A 19,364-nucleotide genomic window follows, 5' to 3' on the forward strand; every position below is an offset into this window, starting at 1 on the left:
CTTTTCAGGATATCCCAGCCGCAGCGTCGTGTTGCAGCGGGGGCATCTGAAAGTGGCAATGACCTTGAACCATGAGCCCTTGCGGATGATTGGATGCTCGCATCTTGGACAATCAAATCTGAGATATTCGTGATTTAAGCTGTCTGGGATCGGCAATCAAAACACCCCCGATTGATGCAGATCCCCCATCGCAGGTGATGGTGGGCATCCACGAGCTGGCAATGAAGAGACTATGCTCGCCAGCACCCACCAATGGACTTCTCTGGAAGATGTTTCGTGGCCGGGACCTATGAGTTGCCTGCTAAGACGTTGGTCTCACGCAAGGTCCGACTGACGGACAAGGCACAGCTGTTCGCGCAACAGCGCAGGCTCTCCCTCGTTGCCAAATCGCCTGCCGCACACATTGCCAGTTTCCGCATTCCTGGGCACTCAGTACCAGCCGTCGGCTTCGGTCACGGGCTCTTTGTTACGCCGAATTTTAATCATGGGAAGCATTGCCTCTCTTGATGGTGCAGCACTCCCAGCTGTAGAAGAGCTGCCCGACGTCCTTCGTTCAAAGGGCGTAACCATTAGCCAGAGTTGATATAGAGGCCGCCAGCCGACTTTTTTAAAGTCGGTTAGGCCCGGCGGTTCATCCCGATCCACCCCAAACGGCGGACTGTCGGGCCGCTCTGGTCGGCAGCGTCTCAAGAGCGGATATGACGGGGAGTGTTGTCGAACAGCCCACCTTTTCGGCATATCCAGTTTACCGGACCGCGGCCCGGCCTTTGACAGGAATAGAGCCAAATGAATTTGACGGTGTTTGGGATTGGCTATGTCGGTCTCGTGCAGGCCGCTGTGCTGGCCGAGGTCGGCCATGAGGTGGTGTGCGTCGATATCGACGAGAAGAAGGTGGAGCGGCTTAACCAGGGCTTGGTGCCGATTTTCGAACCGGGCCTGGAGGCTCTCGTCAGGGAAAACCACGCGGCCGGCCGCATCCGCTTCACCACCGACGCGGCGGCGGCGGTCAGGCATGGCCAGATCCAGATGATCGCGGTCGGCACGCCGCCCGGCGAGGATGGCTCGGCCGATCTGAAATATGTGCTGGCCGTCGCCGAGACCATCGGCCGTGAGATGGACAGCGCCAAGATCGTCGTCGGCAAGTCGACCGTGCCGGTCGGCACTTGCGAGAAGGTGAAGGCCAGGATCGCCGAAACGCTGAAGAAGCGCGGCCGCGAGGATCTCGCCTTCGACGTCGCCTCGAACCCCGAATTCCTCAAGGAAGGCTCGGCGGTCGCCGATTGCATGAAGCCGGACCGCATCATCGTCGGCACCTCCAGCGAGGACACCGAGATGGTGATGCGCGAGCTCTACGCGCCGTTCAACCGCAACCACGAGAAGATGATCGTGATGGATGTGCGCAGCGCCGAATTCACCAAATACGCCGCCAACTGCATGCTGGCGACCAAGATCAGCTTCATGAACGAGATGGCCAATCTCGCCGAGCAGCTGGGCGCCGACATCGAGGAGGTGCGCAAGGGCATCGGCTCGGATCCGCGCATCGGCTACCACTTCATCTATCCCGGCCTCGGCTATGGCGGCTCGTGCTTCCCGAAGGATGTGCGCGCGCTGATCAAGACCGCCGAGGGCGTCAAGTTCGACGCCAAGCTGCTGCGCGCCGTCGAGGAGCGCAACAATGCGCAAAAGTCGGTCCTGTTCGACAAGGTCAACCACTATTTCAAGGGCGCGCTCAGGGGCAAGACCTTCGCCGTCTGGGGGCTGGCCTTCAAGCCCAACACCGACGACATGCGCGAGGCGCCGGCGCGCACGCTGATGGAAGCGTTGTGGGCGGCCGGCGCCAAGGTGCAGGCCTACGATCCCGAGGCGATGCAGGAGTGCCAGGCGATCTACGGCCTGCGCGAGGATCTGCTTTTGTGCGGCACCAAGGAAGCGGCGCTGCGCGGCGCCGACGCGCTTTTGATCTGCACCGAATGGAAGAGCTTCCGCGCGCCGTCCTTCGACGCGCTCAAGGACGCGCTGACGACGCCGGTCATCTTCGACGGCCGCAATCTCTACGATCCCAAGGTGATCGCGCGCTACGGCATCGAATACTTCTCGATCGGCAGGATGGCGGCATGAGGGCGCCAACCAGGCATCTTACTTCAACATGTCCGACAGGGCAGCTGTAGTTCCTATCGTTGTGGGCCGGAGCGCTTCTTCGGTTGCGCAGCCCACGTTCTGCTCTCAATCCGGCACGGGATCCCTACTTCCAAGCGCCTCGAGCATCGTTGAGAAGATGCTGCCGACCTCCTCCGAGATCTCTTCTGATCGAATTCCAGCCTTTTTTGCGTCGCTGGTTAATCGCCTTGCAAGCTCTTGCGCTAAGATCGTGTCAGATGATGAATGATGCGGCAGATTGCTATCCATCCACTCCTGAAGGAATTTCAGGCCTCGTTCACTCACTGTAAAACCATTCCAGGATTGTATCCATGATTAAGTGCAACCAAGCTTGACCAGTTTATCCACGCTATAATTTGTCACCGCCGGGATCGTTCCCTATTCAAACTCGCATATGGCTCATATTGTCCGCACATGGAACGACGGCACGCCATCCGGCGGGGAATGGACAGGCTTTGGGAAGTCTACGACGTAGGCGACCAAAAAGTTTTGCTCGTTGACGGAATTCCTTTGGCGCATTTGCGGGTCGAAGAAGCGCTGGACGCTCTGGACCTGCTAGAAGGCGGCTTCCTCGTTCCAAGTGACACTCCCCTGGTAGGGTGAAGTGATTGTCGACAGCCGTTTCTTCCACGAATATCTCCGCGCCAGCTGCACACCTGCCACCCCGAGAGCACGCACAGGGTAGCAAATTTAGATACCCACGTGGTTCGTTCGCATGTTTCGCCCACAATTGGTCCGAACGGATATGTTCGTTCTGGCGAGATTGCGAAAACCGTGCTGGCTAGGCCCGGCGGCTAGCTGCTGCCACCCCGCTGCTCCAGACGCCGTGTTCCCCAAACCGTTGCGACTCTCCTCTCGTACATAGCGCAACTAAACACCTGGCTAGGTGAACCTTTTCACATGCGGATGATCGGGTCCGCTGCGGCAACGCAGGCACATCCCGGTGTTATTAAACCCAATGAGCTTTCACCTCCGAGGCCCTCATTCATTTAGCCGATGCGCCGGCATGGCGGAGGTTCTAAGCGGGAGAATTGATGAGGTTAATTGCCGCGACTTGAGAAAGCTTCAGCAGGCTTGATTGAAGGACTGACGCGTTTGCCGGCAACGGACACCTGCTCGCTGGTGGCGAGAATGACCTTTCCATTCGCGTTGGTGGGAATTGTTTTGTTAGCTCTGCTGCCCGGCGGTATCCTCGATATGCTGGGCATGGGTTTCACGTTCAGCCACGACAAGCTTAATCATGCGGTCGCCTTCACGACTTTGGGGGTCCTCGGCGGTCTCGGTTGGCCCAAGCAAAAATTGAGGCTGGTTGTATTCGTCCTTTTTGTAGGGGCGGCGATCGAGGTTCTTCAGGCCACCCCGCTGGTGGCGCGGGACATGGACATGTTCGACTGGATTGCTGATTTTGCAGGCGCGATCTGCGGACTGGCCATCGCCGCGTGGACAAACAGGATCGCTGGCGGAACTCGCTAAGTGCCGTCGATGCAAAACCGGTCGTATCGCCGGTCGTATAGATTGCGGTATTTCCAAAGGACCGTCCGAAGGACAGCAACCGAGTCGATCGCGCGCTGCGCGCTGTAACTATCGTCAAAATTTTCTCGGTGGATATCGTGTAAGCGAGTGGCTGAGCGCGACATGCCTTTTGGCAACACAGACCGTGGCGCTAGACGAGCCATTTAGAATGCAAAATCTGCCCCGCCCCGCGCCGCGGCATCAGCTCTCCAGGTCGCACGGCTGTTCTTTAGTCTGACGCCCCGCCGCCATGAGGCGGGCGCGAAATTTTTCGATGTACACCTCTAGCGTCGCCAGCATCATCAGAATGATCGATGAAATGGTTTGGGCGGGCGGCGATAACTGACGCTATCCATAGCGTGAGCCCGTCATGTCACCAGCCTACTCAGGATCGGAACTCGCGATTGAATATCCGCGGACGGATTCTCAATCGGCGGCAAATAACAAATGGACGAACGTCCCGGAATACGCTCTCGACCAAGGCGGCCCTGTCTTGCGCCCCTATCAGCGGATGGACGCTGATTATGCCGATGTCGCCATTGTCGATCATTTGAAAAATGTGGCCAGTCAGTATCCCGAAAAGCTGGCGATTACCGACGCAACCAACCGCTTCACTTATTCGGAACTCGTCTCGGCTGTCGAAGCACTGGCTAGCCGCATCCTCGCCATCACTCCCGCCGAAAACGCCGTCGGTATTCTTCTTGCGAATACGGCCTTCTTTCCATTGGCGATGCTGGCGAGCATGGCCGCAGGGCGGCCTTTGGTACCGCTGAACACGAGGGATCCGGATACCAGGATCAATGCGATCGTGTCCGAGGCGCGGTTATCGACCATCATAGGGGATGGAGATGTCCGACCCACGGGCCTGCCGCGAGCTGTCGGCTGGATAAATGTCTCGCCCCGCGGCGAACCGAAGAGCGATCGCGTTCCCAAGCTCCATCCGGTATCCGTGGATGCCCCCGCGATCGTCCTTTACACTTCAGGCAGTACAGGTCGGCCAAAAGGCATCGTTAACAGTCAACGCAGCCTGCTATGGCGTGTTCAGCAATATGTAAATGCCTGTCACATCAATGCGCAGGATGTATTCCTGCCTCTTACGGGACCGGCCACTATCGCTGGGTGTCGAGAGGTGCTCGCCGCCCTTCTTACCGGCGCCACATTGCATCTTCTTGAGGTCGAAGCCGTAGGCTTGCGCGCGGTTTTACACCGGATGCAAGCCGAGGGAGTGACTGTCACTTACCTGGTGCCGGCCCTCCTGCGTGCGCTTATGGCGAACAAATCAGAAGACGCATTCCGCAGTCTCAGGGTGGCTCGGATCGGCGGCGAAAAGGTGTCATGGTCTGACATCAAGCTGCTACGCGACGCCGTTTCAACCAACTGCCTGGTGCAGATCGGCTACTCGTCAACCGAGACGACAGGATCACAATGGTTTGTACCGACCGATTGGCCGGAGCAGGCTGCCTCGGTTCCCGTTGGATGGCTCCTTCCAGGGATTAGTTTCGCGATCATCGACGAGCAAGGACGCCCGGTGCCGCCCGGCGGGACTGGAGAGCTTGTCATAAAAAGTCCGTATGTCTTGCTTGGCCATTGGGAGAACGGCGTCGTCGTGCCCGTGGCTGCAGACCCCGAGAACCCGTCCGTCCGCATCTTTGAAACGGGTGATCTCGTCCAACTGGACAACCATGGCCTGCTACAGATCATGGGTCGCAAGGGACGTCAGATAAAAATCAACGGCCGACGCGTTGAGCCCGCGGAGCTGGAGCGGGTTTTGCGTGGCGCGCCTTCCGTTGAGGACGCTGTAGCGATTGTGACGGCGTCAACGGAGCTCATCGCCTTCGCCGTACCTCGCGGGCCGGCCACTTCCAACTTCGCGGACGATCTCCGCCATCTTGCCCGAACGACACTGCCGCCGCCTCTGTGCCCATTGAGACTGCACGCCATTGCCGAAATTCCACGCCTGCCGGGCGGGAAGGTCGACATGGCGAGGCTTGCCGAGTTGGACGGCGCAAGCGTGAGGCAAGACCGCATTGTCCAGGCTCCGAATACAGGACCCGAACGGACTATCCAGCAGATCGTGCAACGTGCCTGGACCAAGATCCTGAACACGCGCGTTGCCGCGGGACGTTGGGATGACGCCGGCGGCGATTCGCTGAAGCTGCTGCATTGTGTCATGGAGATCGAAAGCGTCCTCGGCCTGGAGATCGACCTTGAACCTTTCACCGTCGGAATGAATTTCGACGAAATGGTGAAGGCCGTCGCGGCCGCGAAAGCAGGTAACGAGCAGGCCAGCTCGCGCAAAGAGCATCCGCCAATTCTCTTCCTGCTCCCCGGGTCCGTCGGCTATGGCCCTAGCCTTGCCGCCTTCGCGGCCTCCATGGGTAGAACCGCCCGGGTTGTCCCGATCAGGTATCCCGCCCTGGCAATGATATTGCAGGGAAAAAACTCGGTAGCAGATATGGCCGAGGCCGCGCTCGACCAGATACGCCGCGCCCAGCCTGAAGGTAACGTACGACTTCTCGGCCATTCGCTTGGCGGCGTCGTTGCTTTTGAAGTTGCTTCAAGGCTGCTGGCTGTCGGGCGAAATGTGAAATTTCTGGGCATCCTCGACACCAGCCTGCTCGGTGAACGGAGCACTTACCGAGAGACGGTCGTCCGCACAATTCATCGAATCCGAACCAATCGTATTACCGCCTACAGAATGGCTTGCCGCGCCCTTGCAAAAGTCGTGGTCCGAATGGGCTACGAGATGCAACTGGCCCGCTTGCTTGATCGCTATGCCCAGGAGAAATTCAACGCGACCAGCTTTAGGGCCAAGCTGGAGCTTCAGGAAGTTTTGAGGGCAAAAGCGTTTTTTCAGTGGCTCCAGACGCCAAGACCCCGACTGCCGATCACCGGTACCCTATTTCGCTGCGCCCGTCCTGGAATGCCTCGCGCCATCGGGTGGGACAATGCTTTCGCAGACCTGGATGTAATCCCAATCATTGGCACCCACATCGACATGGTCTCAGAGCCTAACGTGGCCTTCAACCGACCGCTCATCGAGGCGGCCGTGGCCCGAACTTATCTGCCAGAAGAATCTCGCCAGGGGGAGGAACGGTCATCGACGTGATCTCCGGGTTTGGCAAGGATGCCCTGGTGCTCGACGCTCGTGCCGAGGTCGATCGCATCGTAGAAGCCTTGCGTCGACAGGTCTTTGGTACACTCCGGCGCCGAGGCGTCGTTGTCGGCCTCTCTGGGGGCATCGACAGCTCCGTTGTCGCAGCACTCTGCGTCGGCGCGTTCGGGAAAGATAAGGTCCTCGGCCTATTCATGCCGGAATCCCATTCTTCCGGCGACTCGCTGCGGCTTGGCCGAACGGTTGCGTCGCAACTTGGTATCGATTCGATCGTTGAAGACATCACGCCTGCCCTGGAGGGCATCGGTGCCTATTCACGTCAGATCGAGGCGATACGGACCGTCGTTCCCGCCTACGGTCAAGGCTGGAAGTGCAAGCTGGTGATGGCGTCGGTTCTGGAAAGCAACGGCATCAACATTACCAGACTGACGGTCGAGGATCCGGATGGCAAAGTCGACACGGTCAGACTGCCACCCGCAACCTATCTGCAGATCGTCGCCGCCACCAACTACAAGCAACGCGTGCGAAAGATGACGGAGTATTATCACGCGGACCGTCTCAACTACGCGGTGGCAGGCACGCCAAACCGGCTGGAGCACGACCAAGGCTTTTTCGTCAAACAGGGCGATGGAATCGCCGACGTGCTGCCGATCGTCCACCTCTACAAGACGCAAGTCTATCAACTCGCGGAGTATCTCGGGATAGATCCTGAGGTGCGGCGCAGGCCGCCAACCACGGATACGTTCTCCATGGCGCAAAGCCAGGAGGAGTTCTATTTCGCATTGCCATATCACCTGACGGATTTGTGTCTCTATGGCCTGAACCACGGCATTTCTGCCAACGAGATCGCAGCGGTCGCCGGCCTCACTCCCGACCAGGTTCAGAAAGTCTTCAAGGACATTGAAAGCAAGCGGCGCGCAGCGCGTTATCTTCACGCGAGACCCCTGCCCGCCGTCGAGATGGACGAGGGCTGAGCGTGTGCGGCATAGCCGGAATCGTGGCACTGGACGCTACCGCGGCGCGGCCTTCGCGCGAGGCGCTTCTGCGCATGGCGGGGTCGCTCGTGCATCGCGGTCCGGACGAACACGGCCTCTACCGCGACAATCGCGCGGGGCTGGCCCACGCACGCCTTTCAATTGTCGACCTTTCGAATGGGCAACAGCCGCTTGCCGACACGAGCGGCAAGACCTGGATTGTCTTCAACGGCGAGATTTTCAATTACGTTGAGCTTCGCGAGAAGCTGGTCGCGCTCGGTCATCGCTTCCGCACCCGCAGCGACACCGAAGTGGCAGTTCATGCATATCGCGAATGGGGCGACTCCGCTTTTGAGCGGATGAACGGGCAATGGGCAATCGCGATCTGGGATTCGCTGGCCGGCCGCCTCGTGCTATCGCGCGATCGGTTCGGCATATGCCCCCTGCATTTTTGCGAGCACGCTGGGCGCCTCTATTTTTCCAGCGAAGTGAAGGCCATTTTCGCGGCCGACGCGGCTTTGCCGCGAGCCTTCGATCCAGCCGGCATTGATCAGACGTTCACTCTCTGGACGGTGGTCCCGCCGCAAGGCGTATTCAAAGGGGTCTGGGAACTCAAGCCTGGCCACATTCGGGTCTATGAGAACGGAACCGTTCGTGAGCAGGCATTCTGGAAACCCAGCTATCCGGAGGCGTTCGACGAACGCCATGAATTCCCGGGGTCGCTCGATGATGCCGTGGACGAAGTGCGCGAGGCTCTGCAGTCCGCGACGGCGCTGCGGATCGACCAGGCCGATGTGCCTGTTGGCTGCTACCTGTCTGGCGGACTCGACAGCTCGCTTGTCGCCATGATGGCAAGCCGCATCGCCGGCGACCGCTTCCAGACGTTTTCGCTGCGGTTTGCCGATGCTGAATATGACGAGACCAGCTACCAGCGATTGGTGGCAGGCGCGACCGGCAGCGAGCACCACGAGGTGACGGTTTCTCGCAGCGATATCGCCGATGTCTTTCCGGAGGTGATCTACCACACCGAACGTCCGATCCTGAGGACCGCGCCGGCGCCACTGCTTCTGCTTTCAAGATTGGTACGCGAGCACGGAATCAAGGTCGTGCTGACGGGCGAAGGCGCGGATGAAATGTTCGCTGGCTACGACCTGTTCCGGGAAGGGAAGGTGCGCCGTTTCTGGGGGCATCAACCATCCTCGACGAGACGCGCGCGATTGCTGGAACGCCTGTATCCCTATCTCACTCGTTCCCCGGTGCATCAGCAAGCAATGGCGCGTCAGTTCTTCGGACATGATATCCACGCCCATGATGCGCCAGGCTTCGCACATGGCACCCGTTGGCGCACGACCAGCGCTCTCAAGCGGTTGTTTTCTGCCGACATGAAAGCCGAGACGGAACCGTACAACGCGGCCGCCGCGTTCCTTGCGCGCCTGCCCGACGAATTTTCGCGCTGGGACTCTCTGGCACAGGACCAGTATATCGAAATCCAGACTTTGATGTCCGGCTATCTGCTCTCCTCGCAGGGAGACCGAATGCTGATGGGCAACTCTGTCGAAGGGCGGTTCCCGTTCCTCGACGATGACGTTGTAAAACTCGCGAACTCGCTTCCAGCCAAATACAAGCTGCGCATTCTGGACGAGAAGCACGTGCTGAAGCGGGTGGCCGAGCCGATCCTGCCGCCGGAAATCATCGCCCGCAAGAAACAGCCCTACAGGGCGCCGAACGCTCAATGCTTCGTTGCCGACAATGCACCAGCCTATGTGCGCGAGGCACTTTCGGAAAGAGCGTTGCGCGACGCAAACGTCTTCGATGCGGAGTCGGTCGCGCGCCTGTTGGGCAAGTGTCGAGCCCGGACCGTGGACCAAGACCTTTCCAATTCCGACAACATGGCGCTGGTGGGCGTGCTCTCTACCCAGCTTCTTCACCAGCAGTTTATCGCAAGCCGCCCCATCGGCAGGCAGAAGATCGAGCTCAGCGTCGACGTTGACCATGAGATCAAGGAAGAGGTGTTGGCATGATGCATGGAGCCATACCGCTGTTGCACGACTATCTCAGGCACTCGGCCGATCGGCTGGGTGACAAGGTGGCGCTGGTCTGCGGCGGGCAACGCGTGACCTATGCCGAGATCGAGACTCGTGCCAACAACGTTGCGCAACACCTGGCTGACGCCGGAGTGACGCGCGGCGATCGCGTGATGATCTTCGCCGACAACACCGTCGAGACGGTCGTCAGCTTCTGGGCCGTGCTCAAGGCGAATGCCGTGGTGTGCATCGTCAATCCGCTGACCAAGAGCGACAAGCTTCATTACCTGCTCAACGATTGCCTGCCAGCCGCGCTGATAACGGACAACCATCTGACCTCGGTCTTCAGTGAGCCGGCCCGCAACTGCCCGTCACTGCGCCGGATGATTGTCTCCGGGCCTATAGATGACGCCGAGTTGATGCAACTGCCTCATGCGGTTCGCTGGGATGTTGCGATTGCCGGCAACGGGGAGGCACCGGCGCGCCGATGCATCGACATTGATCTCGCCGCCATAATCTACACGTCAGGTTCTACCGGCGAGCCCAAGGGCGTGATGCTGACGCACACAAACATGATGGCGGCTTGCACCTCGATCGCATCGTATCTTGAGCTCGGCGAAGACGAAGTGATCCTCAATGTCCTGCCCTTGGCATTCGATTACGGCCTGTACCAGATGATCATGGCGTTCCGCACTGGCGCCCGTCTGGTGCTTGAACGCTCGTTTGCTTTTGCAGCGCAGATCCTTGGACTGATCAAGCAAGAACGGGTCACAGGTTTCCCCGGCGTGCCTACTATTTTTGCGGCGCTCTCGGAGCTCAAATCGCTGAAGGATCAGGATTTTTCGAGCATTCGCTATGTTACGAATACCGCGGCCGCCCTGCCGTTGAAGCATATTCTCATGCTCCAGGATCTTTTTCCGAGCGCGCGCATCTATTCAATGTACGGGCTCACCGAGTGCAAGCGTTGCACCTACCTGCCGCCAGAGGACCTTGAACGAAAGCCGTCGAGCGTCGGGATAGCGATCCCGAACACGGAAATGTGGATCGTCGACGACGACGACAAGCGGGTCGGCCCCGACGTCGTCGGCCAGCTCGTCATCCGCGGCGCGACCGTGATGAAGGGCTACTGGGGCAAGCCAGAGGCGACCGCAAGGAAGCTTAAACCTGGTCCTCTGCCCGGTGAACAGGTCCTCTACACCGGCGACTACTGTCGGATCGACGCGGAAGGGTACCTTTATTTCGTAGGTCGTGGCGATGAGATCATCAAATCCCGTGGCGAGAAGGTCGCGCCCAAAGAGGTTGAGAACGCGCTTGTTGGCATTCCAGGGGTGCGGGAGGCCGCCGTGATAGGCGTTCCGGACGAACTTCTTGGGCAGGCGGTGAAGGCGTTCGTCGTGATGGAGCAAGGGAGGTCCATCGACGAGAAACAACTGCAGAAGGAATGTCAGAGGCGCCTGGAAAATTTCATGGTCCCAAAATCAATTGTCATTGTACCCAGCCTGCCAATGACAGATACGGGAAAACTTAAGAAGACGGCTTTGTCATGAGGCGTTTTCCGCGAGACTTGGCGTCAATTTTCTTGTTTTAATCGGGGAAGCAAAATGTTGTCCAGCGAAGACAGGATAGAGACTTACAGCGAGAAAATTCGGGGATTCCTAGCGTCCAACTTCTATGTTGCTGACGCTGAGGCTCTGGAAAACAATACGTCACTGCTCGACCAAGGTATCGTCGACTCGACGGGAGTCCTGGAGGTCATCGGATTCATTGAGGAAACCTTTGGCATTGTCGTCGAAGACAGCGAGCTTCTGCCTGAGAACCTCGATTCCATCCAAGGGATTGCACAATACGTCATCCGAAAAAAGAACTGATCATAGCTGTCTCCCGAACGACAGCATTGGGAAAAGCGGGTTGTCGTGAGCCAAGAAATCAGCGTCGAGGATGCCTACAGCAAAGGGCGCACCATCTTCATGGGGCTGGAGTTGCTCGTGGCACCTGGCGCGCTTGTGCCACGCCCGGAGACGGAACTGCTGGGCACAGCCGCCCTCGGCGCCTTGGATCAGTTGAGGACTGCAGAACCCCGCGTTATCGATATGTGCTGCGGCGCCGGCAATCTGGCATGCGCCATAGCGCACTATACCCCCACCGCGCGGATCTGGGCGAGCGACCTAACGGATGGGTGCGTTAAAGCCGCGCGCCGCAACGTCGACCATCATGGACTGGCAGGGCGCGTTTCGGTGCTGCAGGGCGACCTGTTTGAGCCTCTCTCCGGCCCGGAACTTGTCGGCAGGATCGACATGATCGTCTGCAACCCGCCATACATCTCGGAAAAGCGGCTCGAGGGCGACCGCTCTCACTTGACCGAGCACGAGCCGCGCGAGGCGTTTGCGGCTGGCCCTTACGGCCTGAGCATCCACATGCGGGTGATAAGAGACGCGCCGCAATACCTGCGGCCAGGTGGCATACTGCTGTTCGAGGTTGGCCTTGGCCAGGACCGGCAAGTCGTGAGTCTGCTCAACCGCGCAAAGGCGTACGAGAATATTGGCACGATCTCGAACGAAGCTGGCGAGGGCCGTGTCGTTGTCGCCCATATGAAGAACCCCGATGAACCACGCGCGTCGAATGTCTGATCAGGTCACTTTCCTCATCCAACAGACATCAAAACGTGATCCGACAAAGGGCAAACCCCGTCGACCTTCAAATGGTCAATAAACGCTCGCTTTCCAGGGTCGGTTATCCCCAGCTTGTTCGTGGCGATTCACGATTTAGCGTCTGAGCGTCACGATTTTGCTGCATTTTGATAAAATTTGACGAATGTTAGCTTGATGTAATGTTCGGGGTGGGCGGGTCACAACGAAAGGTAAGATCTTGTCCTACGCTGACAGCGTCCACGAGGCCGTGCGACAATCTCGAGTGAGAGATCGCGCGTCGTGAGGGAACATCGTACGCAACATTTGCTCTCAGCCATGTCGGGTTGTTGGTCCGGGCTGGTTGGCATTGGTCTCTTTTCGGCGGTGATAAACATTCTAGCCCTGACCGGCTCCGTCTACATGCTGCAGGTGTATGACCGTGTGCTTCCCTCGCAGAGCGTTCCGACGCTCGTGGGATTTACGGTCGGCATGCTGGGCCTCTATGCCATATACGGGCTGCTCGATTTCGTGCGGCTTCGCTTGCTGGTTCGAATCGGCAATCGCCTGTACAGAAATCTGCAGCAGAAGGCCTTCACCATATCGCTGTCGGTGCCCCTGGTCGCCGGGCAGGACGCGAACCGGGTGCAGCCGCTTCGCGACTTGGACCAGCTGCGCGGCTTTCTCTCCGGCCTGGGGCCGACGGTTTTTTTCGACGCCCCGTGGATGCCGTTTTACATGGTGGTCATCTACCTGTTGCACCCTTCCCTTGGGCTACTGGCAACCGTCGGCGCCGTTGTTGTCGTGCTTTTGACCGTGGTCGCAGAAATTGCCGGCCGCGGCCCCGCAGCCCGAACTTCCGAAACACTGGTCGCGCAACGCGTCCTTGCCGATGCCGGCCGCCGCAACGCGGAAGTCGTTCAGGCGATGGGTCTCTCCGCCAGGCTTGGCCGACGCTGGGGAGAAGTCAGCCATGCCTATCTCAAGAACCAGGAACGGCTCTCCGACATCGTGGGCGGAACCGGATCATTGTCGAAGACACTCAGGATGGCCTTGCAATCGAGTGTACTCGGGCTGGGCGCTTATCTGGTGATCGGGGGGGACGCTTCCCCGGGTGTGATCATCGCGTCTTCGATATTGCTTGGCCGCTCTTTGGCGCCGGTCGACGCCGCGATCGCAAACTGGAGAGGATTTCTGGCCGCGCGCCGAAGCTATTCCGACTTGACTGCAGCGCTGGATGCTTTCGGTAGCCAAAGCGCTCCTATGGAGCTTCCCAGCCCGCGGGGGCAACTCTCCGTCGAGGAGTTGACGATAGCCCCCCCAGGCGCACAACGGCCGACGGTTCTAAATGTAAGCTTTCGCCTGGCGAGCGGCGCTGGGATGGCAGTCGTCGGCCCTAGCGGTTCCGGGAAGACAACGCTGGTGCGTGCCCTGGTCGGAGTATGGAAGCCAATTCGGGGAACGGTTCGATTGGACGACGCTGCTCTCGATCAGTGGAGTTCGGAACTGCTCGGTGCTCATATCGGCTATTTGCCGCAGGATGTCGAACTGTTCGATGGAACGGTTGCCGACAACATTTCGAGATTTGGTGGCCAGAGCGACCCAAAAGGCGTCATGGCAGCCGCTCGAGCGGCTGGTGTCGACAAGATGATCATGCGATTGCCTCAAGGATTCCAAACACGAATCGGCGAAGGCGGGACGGCCCTGTCGGCCGGGCAGAGGCAACTGGTCGGCCTGGCCAGGGCACTTTATGGCGATCCGTTTCTTGTCGTGCTCGACGAACCGAATTCTAACTTGGATTCAGACGGTGATGTTGCGTTGGCGGGGGCGATCCTGGCGGTGCGTCAGCGTGGCGGTATCGTGATCGTCGTGGCGCATCGCCCCTCTGCGCTCGTCAATATCGATCAGGTATTGGTCATGTCGAACGGGATGGTCCACGCATTTGGCCCGCGAGAAGATGTTCTCTCAAATGTCGTCCGCCCCTTCCCCCAGCCGGCAGTCGTTCCGCTGCAAAAAAATGCCGGCAACGCTTGAGGTTCTATTCCGTGTCTGACGCGACGATTTCTTATGCTCGTGTCGACGACGCAAGTCGTTGGCTCGGAACCAGGCTGATCAATGATCCGGATGGCATCCGTGCCAACCTGGTTCTGGGCTTGGCAACCACCGCCTTTCTGCTCGTTGGCGGAGGGACGTGGTTGGGACTAACCAAGATCGCCGGCGCTGTGATCGCGCCAGCGACTGTTGTGGTCGAAAGCAGTGTAAAGAAGGTCCAGCATCGGACCGGCGGCACCATCGGTGGAATCTTCGCCCAGGATGGTGATCATGTGCGTGCCGGCGCCGTGTTGGTCAGGCTTGACGACACGCTCACACGCTCAAACCTGCAGATTGTCAGTGAAGATCTCGACCGGGTCACCATCCGTCTGGCCAGGCTCGAGGCAGAGCGGCAAGGACTGCCGGAAATGCAGGTTCCACCCAGTCTGCGCGTGAGGATGAGCGACCCGCGGGTGGCTGCCCTTGTCAACGGGGAACGTGCCTTGTTTGAAAGCCGGGCTACGGCATTGGCTGGCCAAAAGGCGCAGTTGCAGAGCCGCTCGATGCAACTCCGACATCAGATTGACGGTCTCAAGGCTCAGCTTGCCGCGACGAATGACTCCCTGGATCTCCTTACCCGCAGCCTTGCCGACGTCCAAGCTCTTTACTCCAAGAAATTGGTGTCCAAAGAGCGACTGAGCAATGTCAGCCTGGAAGAGGCTCGTTCTCGCGGAGAGTCGGGGCGACTTGTTGCAGCAATCGCTGAGGTGCAAGCCCACATCAGCGAAACGGACTTGCAGGTGCTTCAGCTCGACGAGCAGATGCGCAGCGACGTGACAAGCGAGCTCCGCGAAAACGAAGCGAAGCGCACAGAGCTCGAAGAGCGCAAGATAGTGGCCGACGACGAGCTCGCAAGGACGGATATCCGATCTCCCCAGACCGGGACGGTACAAGAATCCTCTATCCACACCGTCGGAGGCGTAGTTGGACCGGGGGAGGTGCTCATGGTGGTTGTACCCGACACCGACAACCTTGTCGTGGATGCGCTCATTCCGCCGACCCGGATGGATGATGTCCAGCCCGGGCAGCGGGTATCAATCCGCTTTCCCTCTTTCGACGTCGGAACGACACCCGTCTGCGAGGGTTCGGTGAAGCGTATCTCTGCAGATCTGATCAAGGATCAGGAACGCCAGCTTTCCTATTTTTCGGCTCGCATCCACGTCGACAACCAGGCCACCTGCCTGAAGGGCGAGAAAATCCTAAAGCCAGGCATGCCTGCCGAAGTTCACATAAGCACCGAGGAGCGCAGCGTCTGGTCGTATTTGCTTAAGCCATTGACCGATCAGATTTCCCGGGCCTTCAAGCAATAGCGGGACCGCAAACGCGGCCCCCTACTGGCTTGCTGCACGTCCTAGATCGCTGCTGAACCTCACCTCGATCGTATCTCCCGGAAGCACTTCTGAATCTTCTTCGACGAGTTGTTTGCGCCATTCTTCACCAATCTTGCGCACGATGGTGATCTGGGTCTGAATGGCTTCTCCGCTTACCGGCAGCGGCAGAGCGGACGCGCCAGCGGGTTGTAATTTCTGGCTGGTGGCGTGGAGCCTTGCGGTGGTGTCGGCAAGACGGACATCGGTATCTTTCAACTCGGTCAGCAACCCAATCCTTCGCAGGTTTTCATTGCGCTCGCGTTGCCTGAGATAATCTTCCTGCTGGCGTCGCGCCCGCATGAGCTCGACCGATGTCTGAAGCTGCCCATTGGAAGAGAGAAGCGCGGAGCGCCTGACGTCAGACAGCCTGGCGTTGGTCAGATTGCCCGCTTGAAACAATTTCGTCACCCGAGCCAGGTCATCCTCATCCGCCTTGACCCCGTCGCTCTCGACCTGCTGGCGCTTGGTCAGAACGTCGATCTGCGCCGCGGCATCCTTTGCGCCCTGATCAACGTAGCTTTGCTCCTGCTGGAAGTTATCGAGAGAGATCTTCAGCGCCTCTCTTTCGGCGTCGGCAATGGCCGAGCTGAAGGCGGCAGACAGTGGTGACCCTTGGGGGGGCTTGGTATCGAAACTTGGCTGATCCTGCAGTTCGGCGCGAATGCGAGCACTGTGGTAATAGTCGCGGGTGTATTCCCCCCAAAGCGATTCATAGTCGCGCTGAAGGTCAACCGGGTCAGGACCAGTCTGATTTACTCGTGAGCGCAAAAGGCTGAGACCGCCAGACACCGCAATCGCCTGTCTCACCGTCATGAGAGGCCGATATGCCTGCTGGCCGGGAGTGAGCACCTCGCCAGTCACGTAGATCGGACGATATTCCGCGACGATCGCGGTCACGTCGCCAGGTTGGACAACGATCATCTGCTCTCGCCCATCGGGCAAACGCTGCTGAAATATCTTGGTAGGCAAGATCGTTTCCATGCGGGCCTGCAGCTCGGCCGGCGTCAGACCGCCGATGGATATCTTCCCGACTTGGGGAAGCGCGATCGTACCGTCCATCTGGATTACCGCACGTTGAGTTCGTTCCGGTATCGAAGAGATTCCTATTTCGACGATGTCGCCGGGGGAGAGATGGTAGGCTGGCCGGTCGTCCGCCGCGGAGGCAGCATCAACCGCAGCCAGCACACCTATCGCTGCAAGGAGATTTCGGTTCATGAATGCCATCGGTGACATCTCCATTCAGTTCGACTTCGCCTCTTCCGACCAGTCGACGCGGGTGACGAAGTCATAAACAGGTCCGCCGGGCACACCCCAGTTGCTGGACCAGATTACCTGCGAGCCATCGGGCGATGGCGAGGCATGGGTCTCGCTGCGGTAGTCGAAATCAACGCTGCGCGTTTGCGCTATGCGCCGAACCTCTCCGCTGCCATCGAGGCGCAGCGCGATAACCTCTCGTGCATAGGGTGCCATTTCCGGACGGGCCGAAACCACATTCGGGTCGCCACCGTAGCTCAGGAACACCCAGCCAGGTTTGTTCAAAGCACGCAGAGAAGCATGCGAGGCCTCTCCGTATTTCATAAGCGAAGTTACTTTCCCGTCAGACAGCCGGCGTTTGATCACCTGATAGCTGTCCGGATAGGATTTGCTGATGCCGACGTAGATCTCGCTCCCATCGGCGTCGACCGTCATGTCGCCATGCCCCGGCCGATGATGCTCTGTCCACTGCTGGCCTGGAGCGCCGTCGATCGAAAAAATAAACGACTGTTCGGTGCCGTCCGCCAGTGCCTGGATGCAAAGAATATTTTCGCCCAGAGGAGAGATCGAACAGTTCTCATTGACCCCAGCAAGCCGCCCAAGTGCGATATCGGCAAACTTGCTATGCTGCTTGAGATCGTACGCGAAGACGACCTCGGCACCGTCCGATCGAAGTGCACGCACTGCCAGGCGATTACCGTCTCGGCTCGGGTTACCTTTGCCTGGTCCGAAGTGCAGATCCCGATAGTCCTTTGAATCGAACAGCACATCCTCGTGATTGGTCCGCGGCGCCCAGGTCGATATTCGCCGGCCTCGAACGCAGATCATCAGATCCGCATTTTGGGGATGCCATTCACATTCGCCCGATCGATCGCGCATCAGCAGCGGTAGGAATGTGTGTCCGTCGAAAAAGCACATCCCGTTGCAGCCGTTGGTTATAACGAGAAGGCTCTGGTCCGCATTCCAGGCTTGGGCGCTGGAATAACGGTGGCTGCAATAATCTTTTATACACGCGACCCCATTTCCAAGCGGCCCGGATTTTGTGATCCGGGTGAATGTTTCCCCAAACGCGGGATCGACCGTAGGACGCAGATAGTCGGGCAACTGCATCGCCGGCGTCGCAACAAAGTGCGTTGACGTATTGCCCGCCTGGCTTGCGGCAGCATGCGGACCAAGGCACGCGACAGCGAAGATCATAGACAACACATGCCGGCGACGACAAGTCATGTCATGTAGCCCATTTCCCGGCGCACCCGCCCCTCGCTAAGACGCCCTCTCCACCACGATATGGTGCGCTCCAACCCATCTCGCAGATTGGTACGGGCTCGCCATCCGGTCTGCATTTCGAATTGCGTCGAGTCTGCAAGCAGCGCGCGAACCTCGGAGTTCTGTGGGCGCAAGCGGCTTTCATCTCGATAGACAGGCTTCTTCGATCCGCTCAACTCGACCACCAGGTCCAGGACTTCCGCGATCGTCGCGGCACGCTGGCTTCCGGCATTGTAGGCCTGGCCGAATTTGAGTTCCGCCACGCCTGCGGTCAGGAATGCCGCGGCCGTGTCTTCAACAAAGGTTAGATCGCGGATAGGGCTCGTATCCCCGACCATGATAGCCGAACAGTTCTTGTCGAGGGCCTGCCTGATTATGGTCGGCACTATCGCCCTCTCGCTCTGGCGTGGGCCGTAGGTATTGAATGGGCGCAGAGTTACGACGGGAACGTCAAATGACCTGGCGTAGGCTTCGGCCATCATGTCGGCCCCGATCTTGGATGCCGAATATGGAGACTGGCCCTGCAGCGGATGAGATTCCTTGATAGGCATGGTCAGCGCCGTGCCGTAAACCTCGCTGGTCGAGGTGTGCACGACGCGTTCCGTGTCCCACTGACGCGCTGCCTCGAGAACATTCATCGTACCCATGACATTGGTTTCTACGTATGACTGGGCAGCCGCATACGAATATGGAATCGCGATGAGAGCAGCCAGATGGAAAACCACAGCTTGGCCGCGCATGATCCTGTTCAGGAACGCGCTGTCGCGCACGTCGCCACGCACGGATTTCAGGTGGCCTCGGATGTTGTCCGGCAAATCATCAAGCCAGCCGTGACTGTCGAACGAATTGTAGAGCGCCAATGCTGTGACATCCGCTCCGTTGCGGACCAGCGCCTCGGTGAGATGCGATCCGATAAATCCATCGGCGCCCGTGACCAGTACCTTTTTGCCTTTGTAGTCCATGACCAATCGTCCCTC

Annotated in this window: 14 protein-coding genes; 10 read left to right on the forward strand and 4 right to left on the reverse strand. The window is 59.0% G+C overall.

What is annotated here, in order from left to right; all coding sequences use genetic code 11:
- Window positions 1–786: 786 nt before the first annotated feature.
- Window positions 787–2,118 (forward strand): UDP-glucose dehydrogenase family protein, encoded by a 1,332-nt coding sequence (locus tag LB552_RS21080; protein ID WP_140845616.1) that lies wholly within the window; start codon window positions 787–789, stop codon window positions 2,116–2,118.
- Window positions 2,119–2,223: 105 nt separating this feature from the next.
- On the opposite strand, the gene LB552_RS21085 is transcribed toward LB552_RS21080, so the two are convergent.
- Window positions 2,224–2,406: a DUF768 domain-containing protein gene (locus LB552_RS21085; protein ID WP_095768678.1), complete on the reverse strand. Its 183-nt coding sequence runs from the start codon at window positions 2,404–2,406 to the stop codon at window positions 2,224–2,226.
- Window positions 2,407–3,201: 795 nt separating this feature from the next.
- Here LB552_RS21085 and LB552_RS21090 point away from each other — a divergent pair.
- The 9 genes from LB552_RS21090 to LB552_RS21130 all read left to right on the forward strand — a co-directional run bounded on the left by LB552_RS21090 (window position 3,202) and on the right by LB552_RS21130 (window position 15,807).
- The gene (locus LB552_RS21090) at window positions 3,202–3,630 is read left to right on the forward strand and encodes a hypothetical protein (protein ID WP_224609964.1); all 429 of its coding nucleotides are present in this window, start codon (window positions 3,202–3,204) and stop codon (window positions 3,628–3,630) included.
- Between the two features lie 409 nt (window positions 3,631–4,039).
- Window positions 4,040–6,778: a non-ribosomal peptide synthetase gene (locus LB552_RS21095; protein ID WP_224609966.1), complete on the forward strand. Its 2,739-nt coding sequence runs from the start codon at window positions 4,040–4,042 to the stop codon at window positions 6,776–6,778.
- Window positions 6,775–7,758, forward strand: coding sequence for an NAD(+) synthase (gene nadE, locus LB552_RS21100; RefSeq protein WP_181174700.1), 984 nt, complete (start codon window positions 6,775–6,777; stop codon window positions 7,756–7,758). The genes LB552_RS21095 and nadE overlap by 4 nt, the downstream gene beginning before the upstream one ends.
- A gap of 2 nt (window positions 7,759–7,760) precedes the next feature.
- Window positions 7,761–9,779 (forward strand): asparagine synthase (glutamine-hydrolyzing), encoded by a 2,019-nt coding sequence (gene asnB / locus LB552_RS21105; protein WP_224609968.1) that lies wholly within the window; start codon window positions 7,761–7,763, stop codon window positions 9,777–9,779.
- Window positions 9,776–11,329 carry a class I adenylate-forming enzyme family protein gene (locus LB552_RS21110; RefSeq protein WP_176477101.1) on the forward strand — a complete coding sequence of 518 codons (1,554 nt, stop codon included), beginning with the start codon at window positions 9,776–9,778 and terminating at the stop codon, window positions 11,327–11,329. Before asnB ends, LB552_RS21110 begins: the two co-directional genes overlap by 4 nt.
- A gap of 54 nt (window positions 11,330–11,383) precedes the next feature.
- Window positions 11,384–11,650 carry an acyl carrier protein gene (locus LB552_RS21115; RefSeq protein ID WP_095768673.1) on the forward strand — a complete coding sequence of 89 codons (267 nt, stop codon included), beginning with the start codon at window positions 11,384–11,386 and terminating at the stop codon, window positions 11,648–11,650.
- 45 nt (window positions 11,651–11,695) lie between these two features.
- Window positions 11,696–12,409: a N5-glutamine methyltransferase family protein gene (locus tag LB552_RS21120; RefSeq protein ID WP_224609969.1), complete on the forward strand. Its 714-nt coding sequence runs from the start codon at window positions 11,696–11,698 to the stop codon at window positions 12,407–12,409.
- 336 nt (window positions 12,410–12,745) lie between these two features.
- Window positions 12,746–14,440, forward strand: a complete 1,695-nt coding sequence (locus LB552_RS21125) for a type I secretion system permease/ATPase (RefSeq protein WP_140839502.1) — start codon at window positions 12,746–12,748, stop codon at window positions 14,438–14,440.
- A gap of 11 nt (window positions 14,441–14,451) precedes the next feature.
- Window positions 14,452–15,807: an HlyD family type I secretion periplasmic adaptor subunit gene (locus tag LB552_RS21130; protein ID WP_224609971.1), complete on the forward strand. Its 1,356-nt coding sequence runs from the start codon at window positions 14,452–14,454 to the stop codon at window positions 15,805–15,807.
- Between the two features lie 21 nt (window positions 15,808–15,828).
- Here the strand turns inward: LB552_RS21130 and LB552_RS21135 are convergent, their stop codons facing one another.
- Genes LB552_RS21135 through LB552_RS21145 form a run of 3 tightly spaced genes read right to left on the reverse strand, consistent with a single transcriptional unit; the run spans window position 15,829 to window position 19,349 of the window.
- Window positions 15,829–17,091: a polysaccharide biosynthesis/export family protein gene (locus tag LB552_RS21135; RefSeq protein WP_224522969.1), complete on the reverse strand. Its 1,263-nt coding sequence runs from the start codon at window positions 17,089–17,091 to the stop codon at window positions 15,829–15,831.
- A 15-nt stretch (window positions 17,092–17,106) separates the two neighbouring features.
- Window positions 17,107–18,318: a hypothetical protein gene (locus tag LB552_RS21140; RefSeq protein WP_224609972.1), complete on the reverse strand. Its 1,212-nt coding sequence runs from the start codon at window positions 18,316–18,318 to the stop codon at window positions 17,107–17,109.
- A 26-nt stretch (window positions 18,319–18,344) separates the two neighbouring features.
- Window positions 18,345–19,349 (reverse strand): SDR family NAD(P)-dependent oxidoreductase, encoded by a 1,005-nt coding sequence (locus LB552_RS21145; protein ID WP_224522971.1) that lies wholly within the window; start codon window positions 19,347–19,349, stop codon window positions 18,345–18,347.
- Window positions 19,350–19,364: the final 15 nt, after the last annotated feature.

The sequence above is a fragment of the Mesorhizobium sp. CA7 genome, from assembly GCF_020165015.1.
Lineage (GTDB): Bacteria > Pseudomonadota > Alphaproteobacteria > Rhizobiales > Rhizobiaceae > Mesorhizobium.

Bases quoted from the DNA above. Each gene is read 5' to 3' on its own strand.
- LB552_RS21080 (WP_140845616.1), top strand. From the start codon at position 787: ATGAATTTGACGGTGTTTGGGATTGGCTATGTCGGTCTCGTGCAGGCC.
- LB552_RS21085 (WP_095768678.1), bottom strand. From the start codon at position 2,406: ATGGATAGCAATCTGCCGCATCATTCATCATCTGACACGATCTTAGCG.
- LB552_RS21095 (WP_224609966.1), top strand. From the start codon at position 4,040: ATGTCACCAGCCTACTCAGGATCGGAACTCGCGATTGAATATCCGCGG.
- LB552_RS21110 (WP_176477101.1), top strand. From the start codon at position 9,776: ATGATGCATGGAGCCATACCGCTGTTGCACGACTATCTCAGGCACTCG.
- LB552_RS21115 (WP_095768673.1), top strand. From the start codon at position 11,384: ATGTTGTCCAGCGAAGACAGGATAGAGACTTACAGCGAGAAAATTCGG.
- LB552_RS21125 (WP_140839502.1), top strand. From the start codon at position 12,746: ATGTCGGGTTGTTGGTCCGGGCTGGTTGGCATTGGTCTCTTTTCGGCG.
- LB552_RS21135 (WP_224522969.1), bottom strand. From the start codon at position 17,091: ATGGCATTCATGAACCGAAATCTCCTTGCAGCGATAGGTGTGCTGGCT.
- LB552_RS21140 (WP_224609972.1), bottom strand. From the start codon at position 18,318: ATGATCTTCGCTGTCGCGTGCCTTGGTCCGCATGCTGCCGCAAGCCAG.
- LB552_RS21145 (WP_224522971.1), bottom strand. From the start codon at position 19,349: ATGGACTACAAAGGCAAAAAGGTACTGGTCACGGGCGCCGATGGATTT.